Source organism: Pradoshia sp. Z6_59, assembly GCF_058267515.1.
The window spans coordinates 158,122-184,974 of the sequence record NZ_JBZCPP010000001.1; the positions used below are offsets into that span (position 1 = coordinate 158,122).

34 protein-coding genes are annotated in these 26,853 nt (G+C 37.4%); 31 read left to right on the forward strand and 3 right to left on the reverse strand.

Translation table 11 applies throughout. The annotated features are described in order from the left end of the window. Positions 1-18: 18 nt before the first annotated feature. The 9 genes from AC4D4B_RS00855 (at position 19) to AC4D4B_RS00895 (ending at position 8,259) form a co-directional block, all read left to right on the forward strand. Positions 19-495, forward strand: coding sequence for a glutathione peroxidase (locus AC4D4B_RS00855; protein WP_490998905.1), 477 nt, complete (start codon positions 19-21; stop codon positions 493-495). 125 nt (positions 496-620) lie between these two features. Continuing rightward, positions 621-1,460, forward strand: a complete 840-nt coding sequence (locus tag AC4D4B_RS00860) for a DegV family protein (RefSeq protein ID WP_490994143.1) — start codon at positions 621-623, stop codon at positions 1,458-1,460. 11 nt (positions 1,461-1,471) lie between these two features. Beyond that, entirely contained in the window at positions 1,472-2,071 is a 600-nt protein-coding gene (locus AC4D4B_RS00865) for an HD domain-containing protein (RefSeq protein WP_490994144.1), read from the forward strand. Next, positions 2,068-3,960 (forward strand): ABC-F family ATP-binding cassette domain-containing protein, encoded by a 1,893-nt coding sequence (locus AC4D4B_RS00870; RefSeq protein ID WP_490998906.1) that lies wholly within the window; start codon positions 2,068-2,070, stop codon positions 3,958-3,960. Before AC4D4B_RS00865 ends, AC4D4B_RS00870 begins: the two co-directional genes overlap by 4 nt. A gap of 72 nt (positions 3,961-4,032) precedes the next feature. Continuing rightward, positions 4,033-5,175, forward strand: a complete 1,143-nt coding sequence (locus tag AC4D4B_RS00875; protein ID WP_490994739.1) for a conserved virulence factor C family protein — start codon at positions 4,033-4,035, stop codon at positions 5,173-5,175. 196 nt (positions 5,176-5,371) lie between these two features. Continuing rightward, a complete protein-coding gene (locus tag AC4D4B_RS00880) occupies positions 5,372-5,803 on the forward strand; it encodes a BrxA/BrxB family bacilliredoxin (protein WP_490994146.1) in 432 nt (143 codons plus the stop codon). A 131-nt stretch (positions 5,804-5,934) separates the two neighbouring features. Next, entirely contained in the window at positions 5,935-6,711 is a 777-nt protein-coding gene (locus AC4D4B_RS00885) for a class I SAM-dependent methyltransferase (RefSeq protein ID WP_490998907.1), read from the forward strand. Between the two features lie 86 nt (positions 6,712-6,797). After that, positions 6,798-7,391, forward strand: coding sequence for a YpjP family protein (locus tag AC4D4B_RS00890; RefSeq protein WP_490998908.1), 594 nt, complete (start codon positions 6,798-6,800; stop codon positions 7,389-7,391). A gap of 103 nt (positions 7,392-7,494) precedes the next feature. Next, positions 7,495-8,259: a TerC family protein gene (locus tag AC4D4B_RS00895; RefSeq protein WP_490994149.1), complete on the forward strand. Its 765-nt coding sequence runs from the start codon at positions 7,495-7,497 to the stop codon at positions 8,257-8,259. Between the two features lie 45 nt (positions 8,260-8,304). Here the strand turns inward: AC4D4B_RS00895 and AC4D4B_RS00900 are convergent, their stop codons facing one another. Continuing rightward, positions 8,305-8,460, reverse strand: a complete 156-nt coding sequence (locus AC4D4B_RS00900) for a hypothetical protein (RefSeq protein ID WP_490994150.1) — start codon at positions 8,458-8,460, stop codon at positions 8,305-8,307. Positions 8,461-8,767: 307 nt separating this feature from the next. Between AC4D4B_RS00900 and AC4D4B_RS00905 the strand changes: the two genes are divergently transcribed. Both AC4D4B_RS00905 and AC4D4B_RS00910 read left to right on the forward strand, forming a co-directional pair. After that, the gene (locus tag AC4D4B_RS00905) at positions 8,768-9,478 is read left to right on the forward strand and encodes an anthrax toxin lethal factor-related metalloendopeptidase (protein ID WP_490994151.1); all 711 of its coding nucleotides are present in this window, start codon (positions 8,768-8,770) and stop codon (positions 9,476-9,478) included. Between the two features lie 17 nt (positions 9,479-9,495). Beyond that, the gene (locus AC4D4B_RS00910) at positions 9,496-10,452 is read left to right on the forward strand and encodes a thymidylate synthase (RefSeq protein WP_490994152.1); all 957 of its coding nucleotides are present in this window, start codon (positions 9,496-9,498) and stop codon (positions 10,450-10,452) included. A 219-nt stretch (positions 10,453-10,671) separates the two neighbouring features. Here the strand turns inward: AC4D4B_RS00910 and AC4D4B_RS00915 are convergent, their stop codons facing one another. After that, a complete protein-coding gene (locus AC4D4B_RS00915) occupies positions 10,672-11,001 on the reverse strand; it encodes a hypothetical protein (RefSeq protein WP_490994153.1) in 330 nt (109 codons plus the stop codon). Between the two features lie 282 nt (positions 11,002-11,283). On the opposite strand from AC4D4B_RS00915, the gene AC4D4B_RS00920 reads away from it, so the two are divergent. The 11 genes from AC4D4B_RS00920 to AC4D4B_RS00970 all read left to right on the forward strand — a co-directional run bounded on the left by AC4D4B_RS00920 (position 11,284) and on the right by AC4D4B_RS00970 (position 18,048). Next, a complete protein-coding gene (locus AC4D4B_RS00920) occupies positions 11,284-11,544 on the forward strand; it encodes a metal-sensitive transcriptional regulator (protein WP_066107222.1) in 261 nt (86 codons plus the stop codon). Positions 11,545-11,612: 68 nt separating this feature from the next. Next, on the forward strand, positions 11,613-12,089 hold the full coding sequence (locus AC4D4B_RS00925) for a DsrE/DsrF/DrsH-like family protein (protein ID WP_490994154.1): 477 nt from the start codon (positions 11,613-11,615) through the stop codon (positions 12,087-12,089). A 10-nt stretch (positions 12,090-12,099) separates the two neighbouring features. Continuing rightward, positions 12,100-12,447, forward strand: a complete 348-nt coding sequence (locus AC4D4B_RS00930) for a rhodanese-like domain-containing protein (protein WP_490998909.1) — start codon at positions 12,100-12,102, stop codon at positions 12,445-12,447. A gap of 20 nt (positions 12,448-12,467) precedes the next feature. Then, on the forward strand, positions 12,468-12,740 hold the full coding sequence (locus AC4D4B_RS00935) for a rhodanese-like domain-containing protein (protein WP_490998910.1): 273 nt from the start codon (positions 12,468-12,470) through the stop codon (positions 12,738-12,740). Positions 12,741-12,786: 46 nt separating this feature from the next. After that, positions 12,787-13,344, forward strand: coding sequence for a sulfurtransferase TusA family protein (locus AC4D4B_RS00940; protein ID WP_490994156.1), 558 nt, complete (start codon positions 12,787-12,789; stop codon positions 13,342-13,344). Between the two features lie 76 nt (positions 13,345-13,420). Continuing rightward, positions 13,421-14,548, forward strand: a complete 1,128-nt coding sequence (locus tag AC4D4B_RS00945; protein WP_490998911.1) for an MBL fold metallo-hydrolase — start codon at positions 13,421-13,423, stop codon at positions 14,546-14,548. 40 nt (positions 14,549-14,588) lie between these two features. Further along, entirely contained in the window at positions 14,589-14,816 is a 228-nt protein-coding gene (locus AC4D4B_RS00950) for a sulfurtransferase TusA family protein (RefSeq protein ID WP_490994158.1), read from the forward strand. Positions 14,817-14,910: 94 nt separating this feature from the next. After that, the gene (locus tag AC4D4B_RS00955; RefSeq protein ID WP_490994740.1) at positions 14,911-15,660 is read left to right on the forward strand and encodes a sulfite exporter TauE/SafE family protein; all 750 of its coding nucleotides are present in this window, start codon (positions 14,911-14,913) and stop codon (positions 15,658-15,660) included. Between the two features lie 255 nt (positions 15,661-15,915). Further along, positions 15,916-16,671: an SDR family NAD(P)-dependent oxidoreductase gene (locus AC4D4B_RS00960; protein ID WP_490998912.1), complete on the forward strand. Its 756-nt coding sequence runs from the start codon at positions 15,916-15,918 to the stop codon at positions 16,669-16,671. 12 nt (positions 16,672-16,683) lie between these two features. Further along, positions 16,684-17,130 carry a MarR family winged helix-turn-helix transcriptional regulator gene (locus AC4D4B_RS00965; protein WP_490998913.1) on the forward strand — a complete coding sequence of 149 codons (447 nt, stop codon included), beginning with the start codon at positions 16,684-16,686 and terminating at the stop codon, positions 17,128-17,130. A gap of 393 nt (positions 17,131-17,523) precedes the next feature. Continuing rightward, positions 17,524-18,048, forward strand: coding sequence for a hypothetical protein (locus AC4D4B_RS00970; protein WP_490998914.1), 525 nt, complete (start codon positions 17,524-17,526; stop codon positions 18,046-18,048). Positions 18,049-18,304: 256 nt separating this feature from the next. On the opposite strand, the gene AC4D4B_RS00975 is transcribed toward AC4D4B_RS00970, so the two are convergent. Then, on the reverse strand, positions 18,305-18,847 hold the full coding sequence (locus tag AC4D4B_RS00975; protein WP_490994162.1) for a CotY/CotZ family spore coat protein: 543 nt from the start codon (positions 18,845-18,847) through the stop codon (positions 18,305-18,307). Positions 18,848-18,967: 120 nt separating this feature from the next. Here AC4D4B_RS00975 and AC4D4B_RS00980 point away from each other — a divergent pair, with 120 nt between their 5' ends. From AC4D4B_RS00980 to AC4D4B_RS01020, 9 genes are all read left to right on the forward strand, one after another. Continuing rightward, a complete protein-coding gene (locus AC4D4B_RS00980) occupies positions 18,968-19,327 on the forward strand; it encodes a DUF1360 domain-containing protein (protein ID WP_490994163.1) in 360 nt (119 codons plus the stop codon). Positions 19,328-19,578: 251 nt separating this feature from the next. Beyond that, positions 19,579-19,950, forward strand: a complete 372-nt coding sequence (locus tag AC4D4B_RS00985; RefSeq protein WP_490994164.1) for a hypothetical protein — start codon at positions 19,579-19,581, stop codon at positions 19,948-19,950. 71 nt (positions 19,951-20,021) lie between these two features. After that, positions 20,022-20,960 carry a glycosyltransferase family protein gene (locus AC4D4B_RS00990; protein WP_490994165.1) on the forward strand — a complete coding sequence of 313 codons (939 nt, stop codon included), beginning with the start codon at positions 20,022-20,024 and terminating at the stop codon, positions 20,958-20,960. Positions 20,961-21,149: 189 nt separating this feature from the next. Further along, on the forward strand, positions 21,150-22,085 hold the full coding sequence (locus tag AC4D4B_RS00995; RefSeq protein WP_490998915.1) for a glycosyltransferase: 936 nt from the start codon (positions 21,150-21,152) through the stop codon (positions 22,083-22,085). 53 nt (positions 22,086-22,138) lie between these two features. Beyond that, positions 22,139-23,167: a hypothetical protein gene (locus AC4D4B_RS01000; protein ID WP_490998916.1), complete on the forward strand. Its 1,029-nt coding sequence runs from the start codon at positions 22,139-22,141 to the stop codon at positions 23,165-23,167. A gap of 40 nt (positions 23,168-23,207) precedes the next feature. Continuing rightward, positions 23,208-23,984 carry a GT-D fold domain-containing protein gene (locus AC4D4B_RS01005; protein ID WP_490994168.1) on the forward strand — a complete coding sequence of 259 codons (777 nt, stop codon included), beginning with the start codon at positions 23,208-23,210 and terminating at the stop codon, positions 23,982-23,984. A gap of 91 nt (positions 23,985-24,075) precedes the next feature. Beyond that, positions 24,076-25,083 (forward strand): glycosyltransferase family 2 protein, encoded by a 1,008-nt coding sequence (locus AC4D4B_RS01010; RefSeq protein WP_490998917.1) that lies wholly within the window; start codon positions 24,076-24,078, stop codon positions 25,081-25,083. Positions 25,084-25,370: 287 nt separating this feature from the next. Continuing rightward, complete coding sequence (locus tag AC4D4B_RS01015) at positions 25,371-25,859, forward strand: dihydrofolate reductase (protein ID WP_490994170.1); 489 nt, start codon at positions 25,371-25,373, stop codon at positions 25,857-25,859. A 25-nt stretch (positions 25,860-25,884) separates the two neighbouring features. After that, positions 25,885-26,613 (forward strand): lysophospholipid acyltransferase family protein, encoded by a 729-nt coding sequence (locus AC4D4B_RS01020; protein WP_490994171.1) that lies wholly within the window; start codon positions 25,885-25,887, stop codon positions 26,611-26,613. Positions 26,614-26,853 lie beyond the last annotated feature (240 nt).

Below are 26,853 nucleotides of genomic sequence, written 5' to 3' on the forward strand. Positions count from 1 at the left end.
TTAGCGGGAGTGAAGATGATGAACATTTATGATTTTAAGGCAAACTTAATCAGTGGAGATGAAGTTTCCTTTGAAAGATATATGGGGAAGGTCCTGCTTATTGTGAATACTGCCAGTAAATGTGGGTTTACTCCTCAGTATAAAGAGTTAGAATTCTTTTACCAAAAATATAAGGAACAGGGATTGGTTATTCTTGGGTTTCCGTGCAATCAATTTATGAACCAGGAACCGGGCGATGAAATGGAAATCCATTCATTCTGCCGAACTAATTATGGAATTACCTTTCCCATGTTCGCAAAAGTGGATGTAAGAGGAGACCAAGCTCATCCATTATTTAAGTATTTAACAGAACAGGCACCTGGTGTGATGGGTTCCAAGGCAATTAAATGGAACTTTACAAAGTTTCTCATTGATCGAAATGGAAAGATTGTAAAACGTTTTGCACCCTCTACAAAACTTTCTGAAGTAGAGAAAAGTATTGTTGATTTATTATAGGACAGACCTCTCCTTTACTCGGAGGGGTTTTATATTTGTATCTTTTTAAAAATGCTTTTGGTTATAATAGGAGTAACGCCATTTATCGGTCATGTATTCCATGAGTTATGGGGGTTGGTTGCATTATGAAAAAAGTAGCGTGGGTAACAGACAGTTCTGCTGTATTGGATGATGAACTTAAAGCCAATAAAGATGTTTACGTTTTACCGGTCCACATTATGATTAATGGCAAGTCTTATTTGGATGGTGTAGATCTAACAACCGATGAATTAGTTGAACACATTGAAAAGGGATCCACTCTTACCTCATCGCAGCCATCGATTGGTAATTTTAAAAAGCTTTACGAAGAGCTGGCTGATACCTATGACTCCATTTTCTCCTTTCATATTTCTGATAAATTAAGCGGTACATATTCTACAAGTATTCAAGCTGCCGAGCTGGTGGATATCCCTGTTTTTAATGTGGATACTCATTATTTATCTTATCCATTGACGTTTTTAATAAAGAAAGCTATTAAAATATGGGAATTAACAACTGAACCCACAGAAGTTGTGGAAGCTATACATGCGCTTAAATCAAAGCTAAGAGTGTTTGTTTGGATCGGATCTCTCCAGCAGCTTCATAATAGCGGCAGACTTAACACTTCAAGCTATTATCTGGGAAGCCTTTTGAATATAAAGCCAATCGTGACCTTCCAGGAAGGAAGTTTGCAGATTAAAACCAAGGTTCGTACATGGAAAAAGGCAACAGAAAAAATTCAATCTTACTTAAAACAATCTCTGGGATCCTCCCAGATTGATGAAGTTTTTATGCTATATGGAAAACAAATCAGTCAAACAAACGATTGGACGCGGATGGTTGAAAGAATCAGTGAGGAAATATCAGTTACGATACATCCACTCGGGACTGCCCTTTGCCTTCATGCAGGCGTTGAGACAGTAGGTATCGGATGGATAGAAAAGTAAAGGAGTTTACTATGCACGAAGCAATTAAAGCAGCGGAAGAATTCGTGAAAAAACGTTTCATTAACGATACAACAGGGCATGACTGGCACCATATGGATCGTGTCAGAAAGCTATCCTTATTAATCTATCAAACCGAGCAAACAGGCGATCCTGAGCTAATTGAATTGATTGCCCTTCTGCATGATCTCTCCGACACCAAATTAAATGGGACAAAAAAAGAGGGAGAAGCCATACTTAGCGAATGGCTCGAATCTAATGTGAAAAATGAAGAAATAAGGGTGAAGATTAAAAGGGATGTGTCCAGTATCTCATTTAGTGAGGGTTTAAGAGAGGGCTTATCCTTAGAAGCAGCCATTGTGCAGGATGCAGACCGTCTGGATGCATTGGGGGCGATTGGTGTAGCCCGTGCTTTCGCATATGGCGGCCATAAGGGGCAGCCTATTTATAGACCGCAGGATGAATCTGCCCCTAGTACATTCACGCATTTTTATGATAAATTACTACTATTAAAAGCCATGATGAATACACGTACAGGTAAAAGGTTGGCAGAAGAACGTCATCAATTTATCTTGTTGTTTTTAGATCAGTTTAAAAAGGATATGATGGAATGAAAGTATTAAAAGGAATCGACATTAAAAAGGAATACGGAGAGAAGACTCTCTTTAAGGATATTAACTTTAGCATAAGTGAAAACGAAAAAATTGGTTTAATCGGCTTAAACGGAACAGGGAAATCTTCATTGTTAAAAATCATTGCCGGCATTGAAGAAATGGACGGGGGATTGATTGATAAGCCAAAGGATTACCGGATTTCTTATCTAGGACAGAATGTTGAAGTAAACGAAGATGAAATGGTATCTGCCTTTATTTATAGAAATGACTCACCTGTATTTCAGACTGTCCGAAAGTATGAAGAGCTATTGGAGCATATGAAGGAGTCCCCAAATGATTCAGCCCTTCTTGATAAAATGTTTCATTTGCAGGCTGAAATGGATGCAAATGGTGGCTGGGAGATTCATTCAAATGCACAAATAATGTTAAATAAGCTAGGGATCAAAGACCTTAATGTTAGAATGGGATCCTTATCCGGAGGGCAAAAAAAGCGTTGCGCTTTAGCTAAAGCATTAATGGAAAAAGCAGATTTGCTTATTTTAGACGAGCCGACAAACCATTTGGATTATGATAGTATCGAGTGGCTGCAGGAGTATATCCAAGGATATCAAGGCTCGGTTTTATTTGTGACTCATGATCGATATTTCTTAGATGCCGTGACTAAAAAGATTTGGGAGCTTGATAAGGGGCAATTGCATTCTTATGACGGCAACTATGAGAAATTTTTAGAAATCAAAGCGATCAGAGACGAGATGGAAGCGAAATCAGCTCATAAGGTTTCAAGGCTGTTCCAACAGGAATTGGCCTGGATGCGGAAAGGGGCAAAAGCGAGAACGACGAAACAAAAAGCGAGAATTCAGCGCTTTGAATCCTTGCAGGAGGAAGCGAATGCTGGAAATGCTAGCGATGACTTAAGTTTGGATGTTGCCTCAACCAGACTTGGGAAAAAGGTATTGGAGCTGGTTAATCTATCAAAATCCTATGAAGATAAACAGCTAATCGATCAGTTTTCTGTCATTTTGCAAAAAGGGGATCGTATTGGTATCCTTGGACCCAATGGCAGTGGAAAAACAACCATATTAAGAATGCTTGCCGGTTCCGAGTCTTTAAGCGGAGGCTCAATCGACCGAGGCTCTACGGTATTGATCGGCTATTATACTCAGGAAAATGAAGATTTACCTCTCAATAAGCGAATGATTGAATATATTCGGGAAACGAGCGAAGCGGTCACGCTTGCAGATGGTGAGCGAATTTCGGCGGCGCAAATGCTGGAACGTTTCCTTTTTGAGCCACATACGCACGGAACAATGATCGGGAAGCTTTCAGGCGGAGAGAGAAGAAGGCTTTATTTATTGAAGATATTGATGGAGTCTCCAAATGTACTATTATTGGACGAACCGACAAATGATTTGGACATTCAGACATTAACTGTTTTGGAAGAGTATCTTCAACATTTTCCAGGTGTTGTCATAACCGTATCGCATGATCGATACTTCTTGGATAAAACATGTGATAAATTATGGGTATTTACAGGAAATGGGCAGATTCAGCAATATTATGGTCAGGCAAGCGACTACTTGGAATGGAAACAGGAGCAGGATCGGCTTGCAACTGCCGTTGAGAAAGAGGCAACTCCTAAAATAAAACGTGCAGAAGAGACCAAAACAAAAAAACGTCTTTCCTATCATGAGATGAGAGAGTGGGAAGGAATCGATGCAAAAATAGAAGCGGTTGAAAAACGTTTGGAGGAAGTTGCCTCTGAATTAAATGAGGCCGGCAGCGATTTTGAAATGGCGAATAAATTGTCTGAGGAAGAAATTCAATTAAATGAAGAACTGGAGCATTTGATTGAACGTTGGTCCTATCTTTCAGAAATACAAGAAGGATAAATCGTAAGTATGTAAATATTTTGATAGATATGCTACAATCCCCCTAGATAAATAGATCAGGGGGATTTTATGATGAGGATTGTCTCAATTGAGCCGACGCCGAGCCCGAATACGATGAAGGTTATCTTAAATGAAGAATTGCCGGCTGGAAAAAGTACAAATTATAAAAAAGATACGATTGATACAGCACCATCATTTATAAAAGATATTTTACATATTGAAGGTGTAAAAGGTGTATACCATGTAGCAGACTTCCTGGCGGTTGAAAGGAATGCTAAATATGATTGGCCTGGTATATTGGCACAGGTTCGAACCATTTTTGGTGAGTCAGTTGAAGACACTGGAACTAATCCAATTGATTCTGGCAAAGGATTTGGAGAGGTGAAGGTCCAAATTCAAGTTTTTAAAGGAATACCTATTCAGATTAAAGCAAATAGTGACCTAGAAGAAAAACGATGGGCTATGCCGAAAATATTTATGGATGCATTCCAAAAATCTCAGCTTGAGGATGATAATGCTGTGTTAATCCGAAAATGGAGTGATTTTGGAAATCGTTACGGGGAACTAGAGCAGATTGGGAAAGAGGTGATGGATGAGATCATCGCCTTATATCCAGAAGAACGCTTAGCGCAGCTTGTTGCAGACGCACAGGATACCACCATCAAGAAGGCCGAGCCCGTTAAGGTGAAAAGAAGAAAGCTTACGGAAGCCGATCTGGATCAGGAAGACTGGAGGGCGAGATTTCAAGCATTGGATCAAATGGAGGATCCGGAAATTACAGATCTGCCACTGCTCAATAAAGCGTTGGAGGATGAAAAAGCATCTATCAGAAGGCTTGCTGTGGTCTATTTAGGAATGATTGAAGACCCGATCGTTTTGCCATACTTATATAAGGGGCTAAAGGATAAGAGTGTCACGGTCAGACGAACAGCGGGGGACTGCTTATCCGATTTAGGCTTCCCGGATGCAGAGCAGGCTATGATTGAAGCTTTAGCTGATAAAAGTAAGCTAGTACGCTGGAGAGCGGCCATGTACTTGTATGAGGTTGGCGGGGAAAATGCTTTGCCAGCGCTTCGTAAAGCGGAAAATGATGAAGAATTTGAGGTGGCTCTGCAGGCGAAAATGGCCAGTGAGCGTATTAAAAATGGTGATGAAGCCCTTGGCTCTGTATGGAAACAAATGACTGAAGCCAGAAAAAATAACAAGGTTCAATAATAATAGAGCATATCAGGAAGGCAGCTGTCGGAATCACCTGGCAGCTGCTTTAGTTGAGTACAGGGCCTTCCATTGAATTGGGAGGTTTACTTCTTTAAGAGTAATATTATATACAATATTAGGGAATACATGGATTGCACATGTAAGCTATCTAATGTATCCTACATATGTAAGACTTTGAATGGGGGAATTATAAATGTCTATGGCATATGAAGAATATATGAGACAAATGGTTAAACCAATGAGAGCGGAGTTGACTGAAGCAGGCTTTGAAGAACTAACGACTCCGGAACAAGTGGATGAATTTATGGAAAAGGCAGAAGGTACTACATTGGTTGTAGTTAACTCTGTATGCGGATGTGCGGGCGGCTTGGCAAGACCTGCTGCAGCAGAAGCAGTAAATGCTGAGATTAAACCGAATCATTTTGTAACAGTCTTTGCCGGTCAGGATAAAGAAGCAACAGCCAGAATGAGAGAATATCTTGGGGAAGTTCCATCTTCACCTTCGATGGCATTGTTAAAAGGAAATGAAGTTGTTCACTTTATTCCAAGACATGAGATTGAAGGACATACCTTAGAAGACGTTAAAGAGAATTTATTAAATGCTTTTTCAGAGTATTGTAAATAAACATTAGGGAATGCTCACATGAGTATTCCCTTTTTTTAATAAGAGCTTGAGGGTAAATAAGTATCTATCGGTTTAGATTTAAAGTAGCCTGCTCAACAAGAAATCTAGCAGATTTTAAAGGAGTTATTCATGTGTTTGTCACAACGATTGAAAAAACGAATAATGTGCTGAATCAAAAAGCATTAAGAACAGCTGAACAGTTAGGAATCCCATATATTGAACGCAATAAAAGAACGATTAAACAGCTGCAATCTTACTATAACCAGCCATGCCTAGTAGTGGGGAAGATGAAAACAGAATTATATGACCTGCATGGAATAGATCCTTTATTTTTTCATCCGAATATGGCCGCAGTCCGGTTGAAAAGAATTGAGAAAGGCGAAGTGGATCCTTTTGTCAGGGCAGCCGGATTAAATCAAGGGATGTCCATCCTGGATTGTACACTTGGTATGGGAGCTGATGCCTTGATTGCCTCTTATATGATAGGGAGCAGCGGGAAAATAACTGCTTTAGAGTTAAATCCGTTTGTTTACTTTGTTATTAAGGAGGGACTGCAAAATTATCCATTTAAGAATGAGAAATTTAGCGAAGCTGCCCAGAGGATTGAAGCTGTGAACCTAGACTATTTAACATTTCTTAAACAAGCTGAGGATCGCTCGTATGATGTCGTTTATTTTGATCCAATGTTTACAGAAAGAGTCATTGAAAGTACTGGAATTCAGTCTTTGAGTTCATTTGCTTCCTATAAGGATTTAACAGAAGAAGCAATCGTGGAAGCCAAGAGAGTCGCCAAAAAGAGGATTATTCTTAAGGATCATTTCAGGAGTGATCGATTTTCCCGGTTTGGATTTAGCGTTGAAAAAAGAAAAACTGCAAAATTTCATTTTGGTGTGATAGAATTAGAATAGTAAAAAAAATCAAAATTCGCTCTTCCAATATTAATAAAACGGGGTGAAAAATAGTCCGTTTTGCTGAATAGGCAGGTGATTTTAATTTGAAAAATTGGTCAAGTATTCTTAAGAAATCCTTGGTAGTTGGGCTTTCTGTTTTAAGCTTTGGAATTATATCTCCCTCTCAGTATCAGGATTGGTATGAAGGAAGTACGGTTAAAGAAGCCAAAAACAATCCTGTTATTGGTCAAACTAATTATGTAAGCAGCGAATCACCTGAGGCGGTATTTAGTCAAAGTGACTTTTTGTCGTATGCCATGGTTCGCGCTGAGGAACAATCCTTTGAAAAGTTTGGGAGTAGAATTGGTCCCCATATAAAAGATGAATTTTATACGAGCGTATTACCGAACATTGAATCTGCATTGCAGGAATTCTCATCTGATGTACCGGAAGAGAAGCTGTTGAATATGGCGATATCTGAAAAGCCAAGCGGGGGTTTAAGCGAAAAAATATTTCATGTTTATGATCGAGAAACTAATGAAGACCTCATCAGATTTCATGTCAGGAGAGAGAACCCGCCTGGAGAAGGCCATTGGTTTGAATTTCATTACCATACATACAAAGATAACTTTGACGCCCATCACTCGATGGCGAGGATTTATTGGAGTCAAAACACTCCTCCTAAGTGGATTAGCTAAGCAGATCATTAATTGATAGGTTACTATTTTAAGGTTAATACGTTGTAATCAACGTATTTTCTTTTTTTGTGTTAAAGAAAATAATCAGGAGATGAAGACAATCATGAATGAATTCTTTTCACAGTTAATAGAAACATACGCTATGTTTTTTGATTGGCAGATGTGGATAGAGGTATTATCTGACCCAGTCAGCTGGGGGTTAATTGGTACACTGGTTCTGATGGAGGGCTTGCTATCATCCGATAATGCTCTTGTCCTTGCTGTAATGGTAAAAGATCTTCCGGAAAAACAACGAAAGAAAGCTTTGTTTTATGGGTTAATTGGAGCTTATTTATTCCGTTTCCTAGCTATAGGAGTCGGGGTCTATTTAATTGAGATTTTGTGGGTGAAACTGCTTGGTGGAGGTTATCTTGCATGGCTATCCATTCAGTATTTTTACAAAAAGTATAAACATTTTGAAACAACTCCTGATGTTCCAGACGTAAAAAAATCTGGCTTGCTCAAACGATTGTTCGGTACCTTTTGGGGGACAGTTGCATCCGTAGAGTTGATGGATATCGCATTCTCTGTAGACAGTATACTGGCTGCCTTTGGTGTAAGTAATCAAGTCTGGGTTTTATTTGTTGGAGGCATATTGGGTGTTTTAATGATGAGAGGTGTGGCAGGTGTATTCTTAAAGTTAATTGATAGAATACCAGAGCTTGAAAGTGCTGCTTATATCTTGATTGCCTTTATCGCTGTTAAAATGGTTGGTTCCAATTTTGGTCTGCATATCGATCATACTATGTTCTTTTTCATTATCATTGTGATTTTTGGCGCAACCATTCTGTTGCACTTTTATAAGAAAAGAAAGCATCAGTCGGCATAGCATATGTTAAAAGAATTCCTGATCATATCCTGATCAGGAATTCTTTTAGGAGAGATGAATGAAAATAAAGACTAAGCAAAATCCAAGAGCAATTAGACTATCGAATATGACTAATCTCCAATCTGTCATAGCAGAATACAAATCTTCCATTAATTCGTCATCAAGATTATATTTATCAGGATGGAACCGTATCTTAACCACCTCTCCCTGGATACTTTATTGTAAAAGGGGATTGCTGGAATGCTGTGATGGTGCTGTTTAGCTGCAAACGGTCAGATGAACTTCCATAATTTTTATGACCACTCGTTCACTTCGAAACTCTCATCATATGGTATAATTTTTAATGATTTGTCGAAATGGATATATGCCATTGTTGATAAATAGTTAAACCATACATATACGCCTATCTGGATTTCTTCACGAAGTTTTATACATAACCCTATATATTCTTAAATGACTGGTAATAGGGTTTTTATGATATAAAAATTAATCTTCGGAGTGAATTGTGATGAAGGCGAGAAATTTACTTGTATTCATTTTTATATTCATTATGGTAGCCACTCTTATATTATTTCCATTAGGGCAAAATTATGCACAGTCAGTTTATTTAAAGAATTTATCTGGCATTGAGAATAAATCATCGGTATCAACTATAATTGTTTTGCCTGATGATCAAGATCAATGGGATGAGGCTGAGGTTATTATAGAAAGAATAAGTGGGTTACCTGAAGGCTTACTTCAAGTATTAAAAAAGAATAGAATTAAGATTAAGTTATTTACGGGATCATTGACGGATCAACGGGAGGCTGCCCATTTAAAAGGAGTTCAGCCAAGAGGGTATTCCTCGAAAAATTGGGATGAAGTACCCGGAATGGGTGGCAGTAAAACAGTCTTAGTAAAAATCGGGCACAGTGAAAAAGGAGCGGGCCATGGTTCAACTAATCTAGAACTACATGAGCTTGGACATTCAGTCGATCAAATTATATTGAATAATATTAGTGAAACGGGCTACTTTCAAGATGCTTGGTTAAAAGAAGTGCAACAACTATTCCCGAATCAAGCCTACTTTATTGATTATCCAGAGGAGTACTTTGCTGAGGTTTTTGCGATGTATTATTTCAATAAAGAAACTAAAGCAGAATGTTTGGAAAAGGCCCCGCTCACGTACGAAATCATAAAAAACATTGAAAAGAATGGCTACACAGTAAAAGAACAATAAAATAGGAGGATCAACATATGGTGAAAAATGAACAAGCCTATTTAAATCTTTGCCAGCATGTCCTAACTAACGGGACAAAGAAAGAAGACCGTACAGGGACAGGTACAATCTCTGTATTCGGCCACCAAATGAGATTTAATCTGAAGGATGGTTTTCCATTATTAACAACCAAAAGAGTACCATTTCGCTTGATTGCCAGTGAATTGCTGTGGTTTATAAATGGAGATACGAATATCAAGTTTTTGCTTCAGCATAATAATAATATTTGGAATGAATGGGCATTTAAAAAATGGGTTGAAAGCTCAGAGTATAAAGGTCCTGATATGACTGATTTCGGCATCCGTTCCTTGCAGGATGAAAAGTTTAATCAATTATATTTGGAACAAATGGATTTATTTAAAGAGAAAATCTTAAATGATGATGCCTTTGCAGCGAAGTATGGAGAGCTTGGCAATGTATACGGGAAACAATGGAGAGAATGGAAGACATCAACAGGTGAAACGATTGACCAACTTAAAGATGTGGTAGAACAAATTAAAAGGAACCCATCATCCAGAAGATTGATTGTATCTGCATGGAATCCGGAGGATGTACCAACTATGGCTCTGCCGCCATGTCACAGCCTATTCCAATTTCATGTGGCAGATGGCAAGCTATCTTGCCAGTTGTATCAAAGAAGCGCAGACATCTTCCTTGGTGTACCATTTAATATTGCCAGCTATGCATTGCTGACTCATTTAATTGCAGCTGAGTGTGATCTGGAGGTTGGTGAATTTGTCCATACCCTTGGGGACGCCCATATCTATTTAAACCATGTAGAACAAGTGAAGACTCAATTGGAAAGAGAACCAAAATCGCTTCCTGAGCTAGTGATTGACTCTTCATTTACAAGTATTTTTCATATGAATCTAGATCAAATAAAAATTGAAGGATATGACCCACATCCAACGATTAAAGCACCGATTGCTGTTTAATTTAGGGTGCTTACGGACAGCCCCATAACAGATATCTAGCAAAAAGGCGTATAGAATAGTGATATTCTGTACGCCTTTTTTATGTAAAATTTCTAGGATATGGCCTGATGTGTACCCTAATCATATCTTCCCAATTTATAGGGTGAAAAAAGGAGATTGTAATTATATAAGTCTTAAGATTCAGAAGGATGCAATGGATTAGACTTAAGGGTTACTAAGTTACTTAATGAAGTGGATATGGTGAAACGAACGCTGGATTTCAATCCAATATTCTGGATAGGTATCCGTAAATTTTTGAAATGCTTCATGAAGATTTATTACTAAATAATCGTAAGTGATTTTAGGATGTTTTTTTGTTTTTCTTAAATCAAAATATAAGGCAAACGGGCGTGTGTAATAGCTGGTAAGCTGATGAGGGTTCAAAATCGCTATTTCTATATTCTTTTTATCTATAAAATCGTTAACAGATCTTATCGGACAATTCTTCTCAAAGAGTGGCTCCTTTATGAACGGGGACATCTCATCCAATAATATAATACCTCTATACATAAATTTCTCCTTTGAAAATCAAACAAAGTTAAGCATAGTATGGCCAATTTTCAAAAAAATATACGTTTGCTAGTGTTTAAAAAGCCCATAACATAAACAAATACATGGCAACTAATGAATATAAAATATGAATCTAAACAGGTACTTTTAATATAGAATGTCAGTATTTTTTTAGGGCATGAAAGGATGTGAAGAATTTATTGAGCATTCTGATTGACCAATTACCCATAGGGGTATACGATGAGCATATCGATATAATACAACTGAGAGGGGAAATGATGAATGAATTATGATGATAAAACGAAAGTGAGATTAAGAAGAATGGAAGGTCAGCTTCGTGGCATACAACGTATGATGGATGAAGGACAGGATTGTAAGGATGTGATCACCCAGCTTTCAGCGGTACGTTCCGGAATAGAGCGGACAATTGGTATCGTCGTCAGTGAAAACTTAATTGAATGTGTACGTGCGATTGATGGAGATGAGGAACAGATGAATGAATTAATTGGACAGGCGGTAAACTTGCTCGTTAAAAGCAGATAACAGGAAAAGATTATATTTTTTTACAACAATAAATACCTATAGGGGTATATGTATTCTAAGGAGGAGCAATGGAACAGAAATCAACTAATATCATTTTATTCAGCGGGGATTATGATAAGGCGATGGCCGCCTATATTATTGCAAACGGAGCGGCAGCCTACGACCATCAGGTGACAATCTTCCACACATTTTGGGGAATCAACACATTGCGCAAGCAGGAGGAAATGAATGTAAAGAAAGGTATTCTCGAGAAAATGTTTGGGCGCATGATGCCAAGGGGTGCTGAAAAATTGGCGCTTTCTAATATGAATATGATGGGTATGGGACCAAAAATGATTAAGCATGTCATGAAGAAGCATAACGCACTTACATTGACTCAACTCATTGAAATGGCACAGGAGCAAGACATCAATCTCGTTTCTTGTACGATGACGATGGACCTTTTGGGACTACAGAAGGAAGAATTGCTTGATGACGTTCAATACGCCGGAGTTGCCGCCTACTTGGCCGGTGCCGAAAATGGCGCAGTAAACCTGTTTATCTAAGGAGGAGCTTATGGAATGGATCATTGTGGCGGCCGTACTTGTTGCCTTTTATATCCTTAGAATGAGGGGGACAAAAGGAGTCAATATGATTACGACCGCAGAGCTAAAGAATAGGTTGAATGATAGGAATGTATTCTTCCTCGATGTACGTACACAAGGCGAATATAAAGGCCGCAGCATTCGCGGTTTTAAGAATATCCCGCTTGGCAGCGATTTTACCAAGCTTCCGCGTGATAAGGAAATCATCATCATTTGCCAAAGCGGTATGAGAAGCCAGACAGCCTGCAAGCAAATAAAGAAATTAGGCTATGCCAATGTCACGAATGTACGCGGCGGCATGAATAGCTGGAGAGGATGATTGATATGAAAGCATAAGAAGTGCAGCAAAAACTAGAAGCCGGAGAAATACTGAATATCATCGATGTCAGAGAGCCAACAGAAGTGGAAGAAGGGCACATCAAAGGTATCACTCACATCCCGCTAGGCGAATTAGAGGAACGGATTGGTGAAATGGATAAGAATACCGAGTATATCATGGTTTGCCGCTCGGGAGCGCGCAGCGGGAAGGCGACAGCCTATCTGCAGGAGCATGGCTATAAAGCGATCAACATGGCAGGCGGCATGCTGTCATGGGAAGGCGAAACCATCTAAAAAAATTTAACCAAAAATATACCCTACGGTGTATAGGAGGATCAGAATGGCAATAAAAGCAGATGTTCAATTAGATACGAAAGGATTGGCTTGCCCAATGCCAATCGTCAAAACGAAGAAAGCAATCAAGGACATTGAGGAAGGTCAAGTCCTCGAGGTCCAAGCGACTGACAAAGGGTCAAAGGCAGATCTTGCTGCATGGGCGGAATCAACCGGCCATCAATACATCGGCACAAACGAGGAAGACGGTGTTCTCTATCATTACATCCGTAAGTGCTTGGATGGAGATGTGGCGGAGAAATCCTTCGAGCCAACCATATCTAATGAGGAAATCCTGAATAAAGACGGTCTTATCCTGGATGTGCGTGAAGAGGCAGAATATGCATTCGGCCATATCGAGAAGGCGAAATCCATACCAATGGGCGACCTGGAGGCACGTCTTGACGAGCTTGACCCGGAACAAGAAATCTACGTAATCTGCCGCACCGGCAAACGCAGTGATTTTGCTGCTCAAAAGCTTGCGGCTAATGGGTTTAAAAAGGTATATAACGTCCTACCTGGCATGAAGGATTGGAACGGCCCGGTCGTAAAAGAAACAGAATAACCATCATCTATTCGGAGGGTAAATCTATGCCCTCCTTTCAAAAAAACAAAAATATACCTATGGGGGTAATGAAAACATGACAGTATCTAAGTGGACAGCGGCAGATGTTGCCCGCTACGTAATCGAAGACAAGAAATTATTTATTCTGGACGTTCGGAATAAGGACGCATTCGAGGATTGGAAAATTGACGGACATCGATTTGACTATCTGAATATTCCTTACTTTGAATTGCTTGACGGAGTAGAAGAAATTCTTCCGCAAATACCAGAAGATCAAGAGCTTCTCGTTGTCTGTGCGAAAGAAGGCTCATCCATTATGGTAGCGGATATGTTGTCTGACGCTGGCCATGATGCTGCGTATCTTGAAGGTGGCATGAAATCATGGAGCATGTATCTTGAGCCGGTTAAGGTTGGCGACCTGAAGAATGGCGGAGAATTGTATCAGTTTGTCCGTCTTGGTAAAGGATGCCTCTCTTATATGGTTATCTTGGGCGGAGAAGCAGCCATCATCGATGCGGTCCGCTTCACAGATACTTTTGTTGATTTCGCCAAAGAAAAGGGCGTAGAGATTAAGCATGTATTTGATACACATTTACATGCAGACCATATTTCCGGAGGACGTCATATCGCGGCGAAAATCGGCGCGACGTACTATCTGCCGCCCAAGGATGCGGAAGGGGTTGTATTCGAGTACACGGCACCTGAGGATAGGCTTACGGTAATCCTTGGTGAATCCAAGATTGAAGTAGGAGCCTTATATTCTCCTGGCCACACGATCGGCTCGACATCCTTCGTGATTGATTCAAGCTACTTGCTGACAGGGGATATCCTCTTCATCGACTCCATCGGAAGACCGGACTTAGCTGGTCTGGCGGAGGATTGGGTGTCGGATCTTCGCGTCACATTATACAAACGCTACCGTGAGCTGGCTGATGACTTGATTGTGCTTCCGGCACATTTCATGATTATTGCCGAGCTGAACGAGAACGGCTCGGTTGCCAAACGCTTAGGCGATTTGTTCGCAGAGAATCACGGCTTGAACATGACTGATGAGGAAGAGTTCCGCAAGACCGTTACCGAGAACCTGCCTCCACAGCCAAATGCCTATCAGCAAATCCGCCAGGTCAATCTGGGGAAGATCACGCCTGATAATGATGAGCAAATCGAGATGGAAATCGGCCCGAACCGTTGTGCCGTACGCTAATCGACCTATAAATAAATGCAAACATAAAGGAGAATGATTCATGAATATCACGAAAACATTAGATGCAAAAGGGCTGGCTTGCCCAATGCCAATTGTTAGAACAAAGAAGGCAATGGGAGCAATTCAATCCGGAGAGGTACTAGAGGTACTTGTCACAGATAAGGGTGCATTGAACGACTTTACCGCATGGTCTAAATCTGGCGGCCACACTATCTTGGAGCAAACAGAAGTTGCTGGAGTATTAAAATTCTATATTCAGAAGGCATAAATATATGGCGGACGTCCGGAACTTTGGAAGTCCGCTTCTTATATTGGAAAGGAGTGCAACGTATGTGGATATTTTATTTTTAGTAGTTATTTTTATGATAGGTTTCGTAGGTTCTTTTATCTCAGGGATGCTGGGAGTTGGCGGTTCAATCATCAAATACCCAATGCTCTTATATATTCCACCTTTATTCGGTCTTGTCGCATTTAGTCCGCATGAAGTTTCCGGTATTAGTGCAGTCCAAGTATTATTTGCCTCCATTTCGGGTGTCTGGGCTTATCGAAAGGGCGGTTACTTAAACAAGTCACTTATTCTTTGTATGGGGGGATCCATTCTAGCGGGAAGTTTTATAGGAAGCTATGGTTCTCTTTTTTTATCAGAGAGCGCTGTCAATATTGTATATGCTTTGTTGGCCGTTGTCGCGGCAATTATGATGTTTATTCCTAAAAAACAAATCGATGGTCAGCCGCTTAATGAAGTTACGTTTAACAAGCCGCTCGCCGCCATTCTTGCCTTTATTGTCGGGATTGCTTCAGGAATTGTAGGTGCAGCAGGAGGATTTATGCTTGTGCCAATCATGCTCGTTGTACTGAAAATACCAACAAGAATGACAATCGCGACAAGCCTTGCGGTTACATTCATTTCTTCGGTCGGTGGAAGCGCTGGTAAGATTCTGACAGGACAAGTTGATTATGGACCAGCCTTAATCATGATAATCGCAAGTATCATTGCTGCACCACTTGGAGCAAGGATGAGCAAATCAATGAACACAAAAGTTTTGCAGTGGATCCTTGCTGTCATGATTGCAGCTACAGCGGTTAAGCTTTGGATGGATATCCTTATATAATTAAAGTGCTCAATCAGTATATATGTATTATGTTAAAATCAAATCAATTTTTGAAGCTTTATCAGGAATCTTTGGTGGGGAGCAAGAAGCTCATAAAGGATTCTTGCTTTTATTACGATAGCACATTTTATTTTATGAAGAAGTTTTTATAAATGAAAAACTAAGCAAGCTATTAAAAATGTAAGCGTATTAGTTTATTAATAAATAGTTTATTGTTAAAATATAGTTGAATAAGAAAATAAAGGGGAGATTGTTATGGGGAAACTTCAAGAAAAAGTTGTCATTATTACAGGTGGTGCAGGGGGTATTGGGCTTGGTATGGCGAAAGCAATGGCCAAGGAAGGTGCTATCCTCGCGATTGTCGATGTAAATGAAGAAACAGGCAAAGCGGCGGAAAAAATTCTGCAGGACATCTCTCCAAACTCCATGTTTGTGAAAGCTAATTTAATGGATCGTGAAAACTTACCAAATATTATTCAAACAGTTGTTGATAAGTATGGCAAACTGGATGTGTTAGTCAATAATGCACATGCATCTAAACAAAAATTATTTGAAGAGATTACACATGAGGACTTAGAGCTGTCACTTGGAACAGGATTCTATCCAACATTCTACTTGATGCAGGCAGCTCTTCCTTATTTGAAGGAAACGAAAGGTAACATTATTAACTTTGCTTCCGGAGCAGGTATCAATGGTGACCAAACACAAGCTGCCTATGCAGCTGCGAAAGAAGCTATTCGGGGAATCACTCGTGTTGCCGCTAATGAATGGGGACGCTATGGCATTAATGTTAACCTGATTAGTCCGATTGCCGATTCTGAAGGCGTACGTGCCTGGGCAAAGGCGCAGCCGGAATACTACCAGGCTGTTGTGAATAAAATTCCGCTTGGCCGCTTTGGCGATGTAGAGGAAGATATCGGCCGTGTAGCAGTCTTTTTGGCAAGCGCAGACTCTCAGTATATTACTGGACAAACCATTATGGTCGATGGTGGAGCAACAATGCTTCGTTAAGAAGTGATTATGATGGAACAAGATAATCTATTTGATTTAATTCATTCCATTGAACAAGTTTCCAATGAGCACATTGTGGATTTTACGTCCCGTTACTCTTATCCAATCGGTGTATCGGCAGTACTTGTTCTGGCTGAACTTAGAGATGGCAAGGCATTAAGGCAAAGCGAACTTGCTGATATGCTTGGTTACACAAAAGGAGCAGTCACGCATATTGCCTCAAAACTCGTTCTTTTTGAGCTTGCCGAGCGGGAATATGATGAAGAAGATCGGCGCTCTGTTTATTTGAAGATTACTGAAAAGGGTTGTACAGCTTTAAACGAGGCTCAAAGGATTGGTGAATCGATTTTCTTAGAGTTGTTTGAGGTACTTTCTAAAGAAGAACTGCATGAATATTTGCGCCTTCAGCAAAAATTGCTTGAGGGGATGAAAAACAGGCGGTTATCTGGGAATAAGTGAAAAAAATAAAGAGATAAAAGGCCGATTGCGAATTTAAGCAATCGGCTTTTCTGTGTAATTAAGTATCATACGGATGAGTTTCTATCATTTTCATAAGGGCAATATTGTAAGTTTTCCCTGTATTTAAGTATCAAAGCTTTTTTACCATTAAGTCTGTCGTTTAATATAAAGGTGTTCCTTCTGAGATGTTAATGTCAAAAAAGTATAAGAAGGTGAGGATACCATTGTTATAACAAGAAAAAGACGTAAGCCAATTCACACCTCACTTCTTGTCTCAAAAAATGTGTCCTTTAGGCTAAATGATAAGGCTTGTTTGTTACAACTAATTTGTCAAAGGACAAAGGCCATATGCATACATATAAAAATGACCCATTAAGGAAAGGAAGAAAAACAATGAATGATAATGAAATGGAAAATAATTATAAAGAACCGATATTTTATATTATCCAACCAGTGAATAAAGGTAAATTGATTGCTCAGTATATGCAGGAAGTTTATCACAGTAAGGGGATTATCAAAGAAAAGGAGGATAATAAATTACAAGAAGAATATAGTTTACAAGAGGACGAAGCAGCTGTAAAAAATGAACTTACAGAGAAGTTGCATGAAGAAGCATTAAAAGAAAATAACGATATAATCACAGAAAATTTATTGACAGGAAAAACAAGCCAAAGTGAAGATGAAAATATTGAAGTTCAAGTCGAAAGTGATACTCTAAAAGATGATCTTCGGATGAAATTAATACGGTTAGCAAGGTATCCATCAGTAGTGGAGAAACCTTTCTGTGAAATAAAAATTGAGGGAGAATCCATTGTTGGGCAAATAGAGAGTAAACGTGGAGAATTTTTAAAGGTAAAAGTAGATGGGAAAAATAGATTAATTGCCATAAATGATGTTGATGAACTTTCTATTTTATAAATTAAACATAACAATGACCTTATTTTTCGTAAAAACTGAAAAATAGGTCATCTTTTTATTAATATAATAGCTTTCGCCTAATCAAAAAAAGGTAAATTTCATAAGATGTATCAGAAGGAAAGGATAAGCCTAAAAAGGATAAGCCTGAAGATAATAACTCGCAATTGAAGGTGATAAAAATAAAAGAGTACAGAAAGAAAACCTGGGAGATACCCCCAGGCTGTAAATATATGAAAGTAAATTATAACCTGCCAGTTTATTTACAATCATGATGGATAGCTACAGGACAAAGGCAAGTAACTGCACCAAACATATTCAAATCAACAGTAATATAAGCATCAGTACCTTCGAGTTCCTCAAAATAATAATCATCTTTATGATTCTCTTTATAATCATCTTTATAATCATCTTTATGATTTTCATAATGATGGTCATCTGAGTCTATGCCTTTTGGAAAATAATCTTTTTTCTTTAATAATTCTAAGGTTGCACAACAAGAATCAGAATCAACATTATCGATGCGGAAAATTTTGGATTCAACAAAATAACATTTATTCTTCTTTTTAGTTGTTCCATGCCCTGTAAATAGTTCTCCAGTGTTAAATACAGTAAGCATAATTGGAATCGTGTTATATTTGTACCCTCCAAAAAGTTTACCATTATTTAATTCGTTAATTGCTCTTTCGCAACCTTTTCCAAGAGTTTCTTCATCGGGCTTTACTAAATCTTGAGCCTCCGCAATAGCTAGTAAAGTATCACAAATACAACTGGATGTTTCAAAATCAGAACCGCAGCTCATATCTTCTCCTCCTTGATGAAATCATTTCTCTAACAGGTTATGAAAATAAGAGTATAGTTGTTTGAGTATATAGCCTATTTTTCAATGTATTTATAAAAATGAAGAGAAAGGAGAGTAATAATGGAGCTGGATATTGTGAAAATATTTATAATAGGATTAGCAGCTTTTCGATTAACACGCCTATTTGTATTTGATAAAATCACTGAATTTATCAGGAAGCCATTTTTTAATGAAATCAGTGAAGTTGATGAAGAAGGTAATGAAATTGTTTTATATATGGTTAAAGAAAAGGGAATCAAACATTTTTTTGGAGAATTACTAAGTTGTCATTGGTGCACTGGACTATGGGTTAGTATTGGCTTAGTAATGATCGATTATTATATTCCAGTAGTTAGCTATTTTTTATTGATGGTTTTGTCTGTAGCTGGGATTGGTTCAATAATTGAAACAATTATCGGAAAGTTAAATTCAGAAGAATAAATATTACTTCAGTTAAGAAGTTGCGTAAAGCTTCGGTAAAAGTTTAATTTTCTAATGATTCAAAAGGTGACCTCTAAAAGTTAGATTTCAACTCTAACTTTTAGGGTGAAGTACATCATCAATAAAAATGGTCATTTTTACATAATAAATTCTTTATAAGTTATAGGACAAGCAAACAAGCTATCATAGAAAATCTCCATATAATTAAATTACGGCTAATTATAGCTGAAACATATGTGAGGTGAACAAAAATGGCAGAGGGGAACCCTGAATCTAAGCAGACTCCATCTGGAGCTATTACAAGTGCTTCCTTAAAACAACTGTTAACAGAGTATTTAACAACGACTCAAGAAATGGCCAGGAATAATTCTGAATCGACCCTATCAAGGTCTATTGCAAGAGTATCCTTTAGACAGCTACTACGACATTATTTAAGAACGGGTCAAGAAATTGCAGAAGTTCATGTCAATAGATCACAATTTAATGGAGAACCTGATTTAACTAATGTACAAGTTGTTAATGTAGGCAATGATTATGCTGAATTTAGACAAGTTGATTCTTCATTTGGAGGAAGGACATTTATCGTAAGATTTAATCAAATCACTTCTCTTGAACTTCCTTAAGTTATTTAAAGATAATGTGGCTTTATGTGGTTTTTATAAACACATGAAGCCGCTTTAAGGAGGATATGCGTTTGATTAAACAACCAACTATTTTATTTATTACAAAAAGATTCCATAATCGGATTAATAAAAGTACAGAATACTTTATCTCAGAACTTCAAAAACAATGTAACTTATATATATGGGAAAATGATGGTGATTTAAGCGGAATACTTAGTAGATTGCCGCAGTCACCTTCATTTATTCTTTTAAATGATTTTAAGCCGGATTATACACCTACAATACGTGGTATAAGGGATACCTCTATACCTGTAGGGGCTATATTACATGAAATTAAATATAAACCTTACCGTCGTAGACTGTTTTATGAGCGGGAGTACATTCAGCATATTTTTACACATTATAGGGATGCAAGCAACCGTATCCTTCCCGAATTAAAGGAACGGTACATTTGGATGCCCCATTTTGTTCCACTTGATATTTTCAGAGACTATGGGCAAGAGCGGGATATTGACTGTTTAATGATGGGGATTCTAATCAAAAGGGTATATCCAAAACGATTTGCTATGTATGAGCAGTTGTTATATTATCCAGGCTTTAAGTATTTCGATCATCCAGGTTATGGAGAATTACCAACAAATTCAAATCATTTAACAGGAATAACATATGCCAAAGAATTATCAAGAGCAAAAATATTTGTAACATGTGATTCTGTTGAAAAGCTGCCTCTTATGAAATATTACGAATGCCTGGCCTGCAAAACATTATTGATGGGAACGGGATCAGATGAGTTAAAAGAATTGGGGTTTATTGATGGGGAAACATTTGTTGAAGTAGATGAATATAATGTACTTGAAAAAGTAACTTATTATTTAGAGCATGAAGAGGAAAGAAAACAAATAATTGATAAAGGCTATAAATTAGTTGCAGAAAGACACTCTGTGGAAAAGAGAGTAGAGGAATTTCTGTTTACGGTAAATGAAATTATTTCGAATAGAAGAGATAGATAAGGATATGAACACCTTATCTATATTTGTGGCTGTCGACAAAATCGGCAGCTTTTTTTTAGAAATAATTTAAAAAAATTAGTTTAGCAGTTCTAAATACACGATTTGGGTATTTATAGTTACCTTTTGCGAAGTTATTCATAGTATGAAAAGACAAGTTGTAATTTCCAATATTTTTAAGGAGGGAAACAGGTGCGAAAAATAAACCTTCTTGTGACGACTGGTGATTTCAGCAAATATATATCACCAGAGTTTCACTATTTATTGATGGAGGTAGCTAAGCTAACAAATTTAACTGTTTGGCATGAGTCAGGCGATATTAAGGAAATTCTGAAAAAAGTAGAAGTTCAACCGGATTTTATTTTCATAAATGAATTTGGAGAAAGTAACTCTCCAAAAATTACAGGCCTCAGCACTTTGGAAATTCCTTTTGCAGTTAATTTATATGATATTCATTACCATATTAAGGATAGGAAAGAAGCTCTCCATGCTGAAAATGTAAAGCATATATTTGTGTATTATCGCGATAAGTTCCTCGAGTGGTATCCGGAGTTTGCGCATATGATGAAATGGCTGCCCAAACATATTAATCCAGCTATTTTTAAAGATTATAAGTTAGAAAAAGAAATAGATTATTTGTTAATGGGGGCGGTACATCATCGGGTCTATCCCATTAGACATAAAGTTGTACAAGCTATGAAAGATGAGCCTGGATTTGTTTATCATGAGCATCCTGGTTATCGAAATATAGATGATGACGAAGAGAATGTATTTGCTGGTGAAAAATATGCACAAGAAATAAACCGCTCCAAAATGTTTTTTACATGTAATTCAAGATATGAATATGTTCTTACAAAATATTTAGAAGTACCGGCCTCCAGGACTTTGTTACTAGCTCCCTCATCGAACGAGTTAGAAGACATGGGATTTGTACCAGGAGTGCATTTTGTAGAGATCAATGAAGATAATTTCCAGGAAAAGGCGCAGTATTATCTGGAGAATGAATCAGAAAGGTATAAGATTTCTAAACAAGGCTATTTAATGGTTCATGAACACCATACGACGAAAAAGCGTGCAAAACAATTTGTCGAGTTGATTCAGGAAATAATAACAAATGAACAGAAGTAGGGAAGATAGATTAATCATAAATGCTTGTGCTTATTATGAGAGGGAGGAAATGAATGTCTGAACTTAACTCTGATGAGATTGCAAAGATTCTGAGCTTGGATTCGTTTGAGATTTTGGAAAGAGAGTTGATACTTGATGCCTCAAAGAGAATAGAGCGTATCAAATGGCGGGAAAATAAAAATGCTCAACCTGAACAAGTATTGATTAAATATGGGAGAGATTCAGCGATACTGGTTGAGGTATTTTTTTATAGCAAATTATCTAATTTTGTGAAAGAACATATCCCCAAAATCATAGCTTATGATGTCCATAATAATGTAAAGGTCATGATTCTGGAATGGATAGAAGGAGTAAACCCAGACTTTAGTGACCAAAAAAACGTTAAAAGGGTTTTTAAAGATTACGGGAAGTTTGCAGCTAAGTTGGGAAATCAAATAAATGAGTTTGATAATGATAAGATTGATAAATTGATAAATATCGATAAAGATTTTAAAGGGAAGTTAGATCACTTTATTGACAAAATATCTGTTCGTAACCATATTGATGAGATTTATGAGGGTATAAAATTCCGTGAAATCAGAGAAGACCTTCTGAGAGAGATTGGTGGATCTGAATTTTTAGATTTAATTAAAAGAATGGATCAAAAATGGATATTGCAAATAATCCATAAATTATATGGAGTACCATGTACATTACATCCTGGTGATGTATCGAAGTTTAATACGTTAATTAGACATTCCAATGACCAGGTTTTAATCATTGATTTTGAGAATATGAAAATTGGACCGATGACTTTATTGATGGAATATATTGGTGAGGAGGATATTCATGTTCCTTCAAGTCAGTTAAATGAAACAGCTTTGAGGTCCTATGTTGACGGATGGAATAAATACAGTTCACAGTCAGTTAAGTGGGAACCATTTTATGATAGTTATCTCGCAGCACGAATCCTTTATAAATGTTATTTAATTCAATGGTATTTAAATAAATTTGAGAATAATAGTCGGAGAACTCCTGAGCAATCATGGGTTACAAAGCATGTAAATGATTTACTAAGCTACTGTAAATGGATAGAAAAATAATCTAATATATGTGATTTTTTTAGCGAAGGGAGAGAGAAATTTGTCAAACCAATTATCAAGCGGTGAGATAATGGACCGTATTTTAAGAAGTTTGAAAAAACAAAGGCCTCTATCGATTGTATCAGTCGGTCAAACCGAAGCCGTTGTGATGGGACAAGATCAATTCGATAAGGATCCTATTTTAAATAAATTTCAAGGCCATTACAGAAAGGAAAAAAAGATAGCCAATAAAGATGTGAAAGAAGGCTTTTATCATCGTGGAATAAGGTTTCCAAACCCCATTGCTCAAATGGAAGGGATTGCCGCGGTGAATAGTGCTGATATTGTGGGATATAACACAATTGAAGAAAATTCCAAGGAAATTACGGAGCGTGTTTTTTCAATCTATAATATTGAACCAAAAGAGTATTTTGAAGCGAATATTAGAAGAGTTTTTATGAAGTCACAAAAAGATAAATTTGAAGATATATTACGTAATAGAAAAGTATTATTAATTGGATCACTTGCAGAAAAAGCAAAAAAAGGTTTGGAAGATAGATATGGAAAAACATTGGGTGTACAAGTAGTAGGTGCACTCCCTGTTTATTCGTATGAAGATATACCAACGGTAAAAGATCAGCTTAAAAAGATCGATTTTGATATATGCTTTTTAGGAGCGGGAATAAATGCGCTTATCCTTGCCCCATATATAGCATCCAGGTATGGAAAAGTAGCATTCGATATAGGTTCAGGAATGCAGACATTTATTACGGATGAAATTGTTACAGATTCTTGGATCAATGAAATAATCGGGATAGATCGATTAATGAAAATGTAGATGTGCTGTTTCTGGCTTATATTGATGGGCTTGAAGAATGAAAATTGGATTGATATCGGAAAATATGATTAGGTAAGTGAGTTGAAAAATCGTGAAAGTATCAATTGTCATTCCGAGTCACAATCGGTATGAACAGCTTACAAATACAATTGAAGCATTACGGAAACAAAGTTATGATAATTATGAAGTGATGATTGTGGATGATGCATCAGATGATCGCACCAGTACAATTGATCTTCCGAATCATTTCCGTATAATTCGAAATGATAAAAAAATGGGACTTGCAGAAACGAGGAATCGAGGGATTGCCAATACAGATGGGGATTTAATCATTTTTCTTGATGCGGAGATGCTGGTTTATCCTGACTATATTGAAAATCATGTTAAAAGGCATGAGAAATGTGAAAACTTGGTTTTAACTGGTGCCATGTATTATTATTTTATAACTCAAAGAGCCCAAAAAAAAATCGTGGACCAGAATATAAACTTCTTAAGTGAAGAATTTCAAAAATTAATCCGTTTTAAAGATTATTATTATTCGAATATCATTGTCCCTTATGGGGATGAATTGGACAAATTCCTGATTCCTTGGGTTGCCTGCATGGGTGGTAATCTTTCTGTGAAGCGTACTCTTTTAGACCAAGCGGGATGGTTTGATCCAAAGTTTATTGGCTATGGATGGGAAGACTGGGAATTAGGGTACAGGCTCCACCAGTGTGGTGCTACATTTAAAGTGGATCGTGCTGTGGGGACAATTCATCAAGAACATGAAGTTAACAAGAAAAGATTACAGGAATCCTTACTAAATTATCGCTATTTCATGGATAAACATCCTTCAATTGAAGTGTATGCTATGAGTTTAGAGCTGATTAGCGAGCAAGTAACAATAAGAGATATTGATCAATTACTCCATAAATATGACCATTTTTACAGCAAGGACCTGAGGTTAGCATTTTACGAAATTATAAAATATAATGCCCGTTATGTAACAAAGGAATTCCAAAAACCTTTTATTTCTAAAGACACAATAAACCTAAATCATCTATCTGAGGGGATTTTGAAAGAAGTTTATATCATGTTACTGAATAAACATGTATAGATTGTTAGAAATTTGACCTTGCAAATCCGTTATTTAAATGGTTAAATAGGTCCATTGACGATTAAGAAGTCAGTAATATTTAATTGTTTCGTATATCAAGTAGTAAATGAATTTTAGTAGTCTGTTAGACGTAAATATCCAAGTCAATATAACCGTTCCCGACTGTGGTTCGGTTTTTCTATCTTATATGATACTCGATATATGAGATAAAATGATATTCGCAATGATTTTTCGAAGATGGATATTTAAAATTTAATAAGAGAAAATTAAACAAAAGGGGGATTAAGATGTTTTCAATCGTTGTAGCACATGATCGAAATCGCGTTATCGGTATCAATAATAATCTTCCATGGCGTATTCCTGCGGATATGGCCCATGTGAAACAAACCACGATGGGTAAAATTTTAATTATGGGTCGAAAAACGTTTGAGTCTATAGGAAAGCCACTTCCTGGCAGAACGAATGTCGTTTTAACGAAAGATCCATCTTGGGTCGTTGAAGGAGTAAAAGTCGTACACTCAGTGGATGAAATTCTTCAAATAGAAAAAGATACCGATACTGAATGTGTCATATTCGGTGGGCAAGTATTATTTGAACAGCTTCTTCCATATGTATCAAAAATCTATTTGACATATATCGATCATCATTTTGAAGGAGATACATTCTTCCCAGTCCAAAATTATGATGAAGAGTGGAAATTACTTTCATCTGTAAAAGGACCAAAAGACGAAAAAAATCCATACGATTATTATTTTAAAGAATACATACGCAAGTAGGGTTCAATACAGGAGGCTTATTACATTGCTACGGTTAATTTATATGGTTATTTATTTATGCGGCTTTTTATTGTACAGCTTACCAGGACTGTCTAAAATGAAAAAGATTTATGAGAAAAATAATGCTCGTGACGATGTGGAAATTCAGCAAATTCCAAAAAAGTGGGCAAAAGGATTTTTAAAGAATTCCGGCTGTGAGTTGGAAGTCGAAGGAATCGAAAATATTCCGGATGGACCAGTATTGTTTGTAGGAAATCATGAAGGGAATTTTGATATACCCGTATTAATGGCTGGTATCTCCAAGCCGTTTGGCTTTATTTCAAAAATTGAAGTGAAAAAACTTCCGATTATTGCTGGCTGGATGGAGGTAATGGGCTGCGTGTTTATGGATCGTAAGGATCGCCGTGCCTCTATACAGGCTATTAGAGAAGGGGCCCAGAAATTAAAGGATGGTCACTCTATCCTTATTTTTCCAGAGGGTACTCGCAACAGAGGTAAGGAGATTGGTGAATTCAAAGCAGGCTCCTTGCGTCTTGCAAAAGATACAAAGGTGCCGATTGTACCTTTTATGATTACAGGTACTGCAGATTTGTTTGAGAATAACAATAATAAGATAAAGCCAGGCAAGGTTAAACTTGTTATATTGCCCGCGATTACCTCTGAACAATACGAAGAAGAGGGAATGACAGTAGTGGCTGAACATATTCATACTAGAATCAAAGAGGAAAGAAGCCATCTTTTAAAGGGTGCATAAATCAAAATCAAAGGTATACGTACGTATCATTAGTGCTTGAACGCCAAAGCAGGTGGAGAAAATCCATCTGTTTTGGCGTTTTTTTTAAGGCTTGAAAAATCTGTTGATGAACAAAGTTCCATCAATTCATCAAGTTAGCCAATTTATCACACTGTATTAATTTACGAAATGTTAACAGCAAATCAATTATATTAATTTTTCTAAAAATTCTGTTGATTTATTATTCGTACCTGCTATAAT